Origin of the sequence: Nocardia wallacei, assembly GCF_029869545.1 — a bacterium.
In the GTDB taxonomy this organism is placed as follows: domain Bacteria; phylum Actinomycetota; class Actinomycetes; order Mycobacteriales; family Mycobacteriaceae; genus Nocardia; species Nocardia wallacei_A.
The window spans coordinates 1-5,699 of sequence record NZ_JARWQD010000393.1 but is presented as its reverse complement, the minus strand read 5'-3'; the positions used below and the strand labels follow the sequence as shown (position 1 = coordinate 5,699).

Here is a 5,699-nt window from a genome sequence, read left to right as displayed (position 1 = left end):
GTGTGCTGGGCCGCGGGTCCCGGGGGCGGCGGCGTCCTGGTCACCCGCGCTCCGCGGGGGGGGGTCGCTTTCGTGGTGGGGGGGGCGGGGGTGGCCGGGCCCGCCACCGTATCGATTCCCGAGGTCGCGGTGGCCCTGGATCACATACGGCCCAAAGGAATTCGCGGTCAGATGCTCGCCGACCGGATCCAGACGGCGGCCTGGCTGCTGTTCGCCGTGGCGACCTCGGTGGTGGCCGCGGCCGCGTGGCCGGTCGTGTCGCGGCGGAATCTGCGCCAGATCGGCTCGCTCATCTACGCCGTCGGCCTCGTCGCGATCGCGATCACGCTGGCGTGGTCGACCATGTTCGGCTGGGTGGTGACGCTGCTGGCGTGCGTGTTCATCGCCTTCACCGGCCTGCGGAATCTGGACTGGACCGGCCTCGGCCGCGGCATCGCCCTCTACACCTCCGGAACCATCCTGGTCGGTGTGCTGGCGGTGCTGTCGATCCGGCGCCTGGCGTTGGATGCGGCACCGGCCGAGCCCGGGCAGGAGGGCTGGTACTGGCCCGCGTGGCAGGTGGCCAGTCTGCTCATCGCGGTCGGCGCGGTGTGGATCGTGATCGAGCTGTGGGCGCGAGCGCGCCTGCTGCTGCGGCAGATTCGGCCCCTGCACCGCACGATGGTCGGTCGCTTCCCCGAGGTAGTGGCCTCCGACAAGACCCCGTCCAGCACCCAGCTCAAGGCATCCGATCAGGTCGCGCAGATCATGGACGCGCTCTACGTCCAATCCGGCGGCGGCATGGAGATCGTCGTCGCGGGTGAGCCTGCGGGTTCGGTCAGTGAGCGGGCCGACAAGGTGGCGCGCTGGGCGCGCCATCCGCTCGGGGACGTGGTGGTCGACGCGCGCTGGATCAGGCCGCCCGAGGGCATGAGCCCGCGCGGCTGGGTGCGCGCCATCGCCCGGGCCTTCGATGCCACCCCGGCCGAGCCCCGCCCCGCCCCGACCCGTCAGGGCTGAATCACGCTGGTGCCCCGGCCATCACGGGTCCCTCGGCGGGGCGGGTCACAGACGCCGGGGATTCGCCCGACCGACCGGTATCGCGGTGTGGGTCACATCGTCGGGAACGCGGCCGGGCATGGCAGCGGGTGGCGTGGCCGAGTGCGGACACGGCTGAGACCGAAGCGTCCCCGCTTCGGTCTCAGCCGCAAAACAAACACAGCGCGGCTCCGAGACACCGCACTGTGTCGCCTTGTGGGACTTGCTATTCCGTGCCGTCCGGCGGGATCTCGGGCAGACCCTCGCTCGCTCGCAGCTTCTCCGCCATGGAGGTGAGGAGGTTCTGCGATTCCTCGGAAAGATCGAACGCTCTACTCGACAACCGACGCAGTCCGTAGCCCTGCAGCTGGGACAGCAGCTCGAGATCGTGATCGATCTTGGCGGCGTAGATGTCGTTGAAGAAGTAGTCCGGTTTGACCTTGAAGAACTTCGCCAACGCGGCCACCGTCTCGTCGGACGGGTTGGTCCGCTGTCCCGACCGCAACTGCGAGAGATACGGTTTCGAGATCGGATGGCCGGAGGCCGTCAGCGCAGCCGCCACCTCGGCGTTGGTGTGCGGCTTACGCCCCGGGGGATGCACGGTTTCGAACAGCTTGTTCAGCCGCGCCGCGAAATCAGCCATTGTGAGCCGCCCAATTCCCTTCGCTGTACTAACAGTCGTTATCTCGGATACGTATCATTGATATTAGCGGCTGAGTAACTGAAAACCTACGCCTGATTCGCGATTTCCTTGAAGCTTCCAGGCGACCGGTTCGGGAACCGGTTGTGGCCGCGGCGTTTGCGGGCCACCGCACCCGTTGTTGGGAACCGCTGGTGGAGACCGGTTCTGGCCCGTCGAAAGGGTCCCGGTCAGGACCCCTTCAGTAGCCGCAAGATAGCTGACATCTCATCGGCTCTTCTGTACCGCGTATTGTGTGGCGTACGCCACGTTTGTCCGTTCAGGGGATGAAGATTCAACCATTGCCCCTGAAAGCGGGGGGTTACTGGACCCTCTCGATGATCGTTCCTGTCGCAAGTGCGCCACCGGCGCACATGAGGACCATCGCGATCGACTTGTCCGAACGCTCCAGCTCGTGCAGGGCCGTCGTGATCAGGCGCGATCCGGTGCTGCCGACCGGATGCCCGAGCGCGATCGCACCGCCGTTCACGTTGACCCGATCCAGGTCGGGGCGGTGTACCGACGCCCACGACAGCGGCACCGAGGCGAATGCCTCATTGATCTCGAACAGGTCGATATCGGACATGCTCATGCCCGAACGCTCGAGCAGTCGCGAGGTGGCCTGGACGGGTCCGTCGAGATGGAACTCCGGCTCCGCGCCGACCAGCGCCTGCGTCACGATGCGGGCGCGCGGGCGCAAACCCGCACGGGCAGCGGCCTGTTCGTCCATCAGCAGCACCGCGGCGGCGCCGTCGGAGACCTGCGACGAGGTACCCGCGGTGTGGATGCCGCCCTCGAGCACCGGCTTCAGCTTGGCCAGACCCTCGCGTGTGGTGTCGCGCAGCCCCTGATCGCGGTTGACGTCGAGCTTCTCGCCGGTGAGGTTGCCCTCCTTGTCGACCTGGGGCGCGGTGACGGTGAGCACCTCGCGCTCGTAGCGTCCCTCGGCCCAGGCTCGGGCGGCCAGACGCTGTGAGCGAACGCCGAATTCGTCGATGTCGTCGCGGGTGATGCCGCGCCGCTTGGCAATTCGCTCGGCCGCCTCGAACTGGTTGGGCATATCGATGTCCCAGGTCGCGGGGCGGCGCGGCCCGGCGTTCTCGCCGACGTTCGCGCCCAGCGGCACGTGGCTCATGGACTCCACGCCGCAGGCCAGGCCGGTGTCGATGGCGCCCGCGGCGATCAGCCCGGCGATCAGGTGGTTGGCCTGCTGGGCCGAACCGCACTGGGCGTCGATGGTGGTGGCGCCGGTCTGCCAGGGGAGTCCGGCGTGCAGCCAGGCCGTGCGGGTGACGTTGTTGCCCTGCTCGCCCACCTGCATGACGCAACCGCCGATGACCTGCTCGACCAGCGCGGGGTCCAGGTGTGCGCGCTCGAGTACGCCGCGCTGTGCGGCGCCCAGGACCTCGGCGGCGTGCAGCCCGGCCAGCCAGCCGCCGCGTTTGCCGATCGGGGTGCGTGCGGCCTCGACGATGACGGGTGTGCCCATGTCGTTCCTTTCGGGCAGAAACTGAAACAGGTTCTGCGATCATTCTCAGGGTAATAGTCCGCTCCTTCACTAGTTGTACCGCCTATGCTTCAATGACGGTAGAACCTGTTTCAGTTAGTCGAAGGAGACAGCAGGTGGTAGACGCGCGCACCGCTCCGAACTTGCCCGACGGATTCGATGTCACCGACCCGGCGATGTGGGCGCAGCGGGTGCCGGTCGACGAGCTGGCGGAACTGCGCCGGGCCGCGCCGATCTGGTGGAACCCGAAATCGCCCGAGGTCGGCGGGTTCCAGGACGACGGATTCTGGGTGGTCAGCAAGCATGCCGACGTCAAGGAGGTGTCGCGGCGCAGCGAGGTGTTCTCCAACTACGAGAACACCGCCATCCCGCGGTTCAACGACGACATCCAGCGCGAGCAGATCGAGCTGCAGCGGTTCGTGCTGCTGAATCAGGATGCGCCGCAGCACACCCGGATGCGCAAGCTGATCTCCAAGGGCTTCACCCCGCGCGCGGTCAACGGCCTGCGCGCCGAGCTGTCGGCACGGGCCAAGGCCATCGTCGAGGCCGCGGCGGACGCCGGATCCGGCGACTTCGTCACGCAGGTGGCCTGCGAGCTGCCGCTGCAGGCGATCGCCGAGCTGATCGGCGTGCCCCAGGAAGACCGGATGAAGGTCTTCCAGTGGTCCAACGACATGACCGGCTACGACGACCCCGAATCCACCGCCGATCCGGTCGCGGCCTCGACGGAGATCCTCGGCTACGCGTGGCAGATGGCCGAGGCGCGCAAGGGCTGCCCGGCCACCGACATCGTGACCGAACTCGTCAACGCCGATATCAACGGCGAGGCGCTGACCTCGGAGGAGTTCGGGTTCTTCGTGATCCTGCTGGCGGTGGCGGGCAACGAGACCACCCGCAACGCGATCAGCCACGGCATGATCGCGTTCCTCGAAAACCCGGATCAGTGGGAGCTTTTCAAGAAGGAGCGCCCGAAGACCGCGGCGGAGGAGATCATTCGCTGGGCCACCCCCGTCACCTCGTTCCAGCGCACCGCGCTCGAGGACACCGAGCTCGGCGGCGTGCGGATCAAGAAGGGGCAGCGGGTGGTGATGATGTACCGCTCGGCGAACTTCGACGAAGAGGTCTTCGACGACCCCTACACCTTCGACATCACCCGGGATCCCAACCCGCACCTGGCCTTCGGCGGCACGGGCGCGCACTTCTGCATCGGCGCCAACCTGGCCCGGCTCGAGATCGACCTGATCTTCAACGCCATCGCCGACCACCTGCCCGACATCTCCAAGCTCGGTGATCCGCGCCGCCTGCAGTCGGGCTGGCTCAACGGAATCAAGGAGTTCCAGGTGGATTACAAGACCGGCGGCTGCCCGGTGGCGCACTGACTTTTCCGGCCGAGAGCATGCCGGAAAGACGAAGGGGCATGCCGGAATGTTCCGGCACGCCCCTTCGCATCAGGCCGGTTTCATGGTCTTCATGGCCCGGTCGGTCTCCCAGAAGGCGCGCAGGGCGGCGATCTTCCCGGCGTCGTCGACCCGGTAGGTGAACACGCCCTCGGCGTCGATGACCTGCCCGCCGATGTGCGTGCGGATCAGGCCGGTGAACGCGACCTCGTTGCCGCAGGCGAAGGAGTCGTCGAAGACGAACTCGATCGATTCGGTCTGCGCGATCGCCTTGTCCCAGAACGCCGCGATCGCGTCCCGGCCCCGGTGGCCCTTGCCCTCGGGGTCGAAGTGGGAGGGACCGATCGGGTCCTCGACGATGCCGTCGTCGGCGAAAAGGTCCAGCCAGGCGGCCTTGTCGCGGGCGCGCACCGCGGACTGCGAGGCCCGCCCGGCGATGCGGGCGGGATGGTCGGTGGTGGTTGTCATGCGGGAACTCCGATCGGATCGGCGATGAACTGCTCGGCGAAGCGGTGCAGCGACTCCTGCTTGGCGGCCAGGTCGGCATCGAAGCCGAGGCCGTCGAACACCCACGGCACCACGATGGTGTCGGTGACTCCCGCGGCCGCCAGTTCCGAGTAGCCGGAGCGCCCGAAACGATCGATACATACGACCTGGATTTCGAAAGACTGGTCGGTCCGGCCGTATTCGGCACGGAGCGCGGTGAGTTTGCCGATGGTTTTGCAGATGTCCTTGTATTTCATCATTGCCGAACTCCAGCCGTCGCCGACTCGGGCGGCGCGGCGTAACGCCGGCTCGGTATGCCCACCGATGTAGAACGGTACCGGCCGCTTCGGCGCGGGACTCATCTGCAACGGTCCGAAATCGAAGAATTCACCGTGGAATTCGACCATCCCGCCGCCCAGTACGAGCCGGATGACCTCGATCATCTCGTCCACGCGGGCGCCGCGGCGCGCATATGGCACGCCGCACCATTCGAATTCCTCCGGAGCCCAGCCGATTCCGACACCGAAGCCGAACCGGTCGCCGCGCAGAGCGGCGGCCGCGCCGACCAGCCGGGCCCGCCGCCGCGGGTTGGGGGGCCCCCGGTTGAGGACGG

6 protein-coding genes are annotated in these 5,699 nt (G+C 67.5%); 2 read left to right on the top strand and 4 right to left on the bottom strand.

Annotated elements, in window-relative coordinates:
* Nucleotides 1-999 (top strand): hypothetical protein (locus QH290_RS37190; RefSeq protein ID WP_280388110.1); only part of this gene is annotated, 999 nt, incomplete at its 5' end.
* Nucleotides 1,000-1,243: 244 nt separating this feature from the next.
* Here QH290_RS37190 and QH290_RS37185 read toward each other — a convergent pair.
* Both QH290_RS37185 and QH290_RS37180 read right to left on the bottom strand, forming a co-directional pair.
* On the bottom strand, nucleotides 1,244-1,660 hold the full coding sequence (locus QH290_RS37185; protein ID WP_011207048.1) for a helix-turn-helix domain-containing protein: 417 nt from the start codon (nucleotides 1,658-1,660) through the stop codon (nucleotides 1,244-1,246).
* Between the two features lie 358 nt (nucleotides 1,661-2,018).
* A complete protein-coding gene (locus tag QH290_RS37180; protein WP_280265214.1) occupies nucleotides 2,019-3,185 on the bottom strand; it encodes a steroid 3-ketoacyl-CoA thiolase in 1,167 nt (388 codons plus the stop codon).
* 194 nt (nucleotides 3,186-3,379) lie between these two features.
* Between QH290_RS37180 and QH290_RS37175 the strand changes: the two genes are divergently transcribed.
* Entirely contained in the window at nucleotides 3,380-4,582 is a 1,203-nt protein-coding gene (locus QH290_RS37175) for a cytochrome P450 (protein ID WP_280388112.1), read from the top strand.
* Nucleotides 4,583-4,651: 69 nt separating this feature from the next.
* Here QH290_RS37175 and QH290_RS37170 read toward each other — a convergent pair whose 3' ends face one another.
* Together QH290_RS37170 and QH290_RS37165 are read right to left on the bottom strand one after the other, a co-directional pair.
* The gene (locus QH290_RS37170) at nucleotides 4,652-5,068 is read right to left on the bottom strand and encodes a nuclear transport factor 2 family protein (RefSeq protein WP_280265215.1); all 417 of its coding nucleotides are present in this window, start codon (nucleotides 5,066-5,068) and stop codon (nucleotides 4,652-4,654) included.
* The coding region (locus tag QH290_RS37165) for an LLM class flavin-dependent oxidoreductase (protein WP_280388107.1) at nucleotides 5,065-5,699 on the bottom strand (635 nt) is incomplete at its 5' end. The genes QH290_RS37170 and QH290_RS37165, both read right to left, overlap by 4 nt.

Coding starts and splice junctions, on each gene's coding strand:
- QH290_RS37175 (WP_280388112.1), top strand. CDS start 3,380: ATGTGGGCGCAGCGGGTGCCGGTCGACGAGCTGGCGGAACTGCGCCGG.
- QH290_RS37180 (WP_280265214.1), bottom strand. CDS start 3,185: ATGGGCACACCCGTCATCGTCGAGGCCGCACGCACCCCGATCGGCAAA.
- QH290_RS37185 (WP_011207048.1), bottom strand. CDS start 1,660: ATGGCTGATTTCGCGGCGCGGCTGAACAAGCTGTTCGAAACCGTGCAT.
- QH290_RS37170 (WP_280265215.1), bottom strand. CDS start 5,068: ATGACAACCACCACCGACCATCCCGCCCGCATCGCCGGGCGGGCCTCG.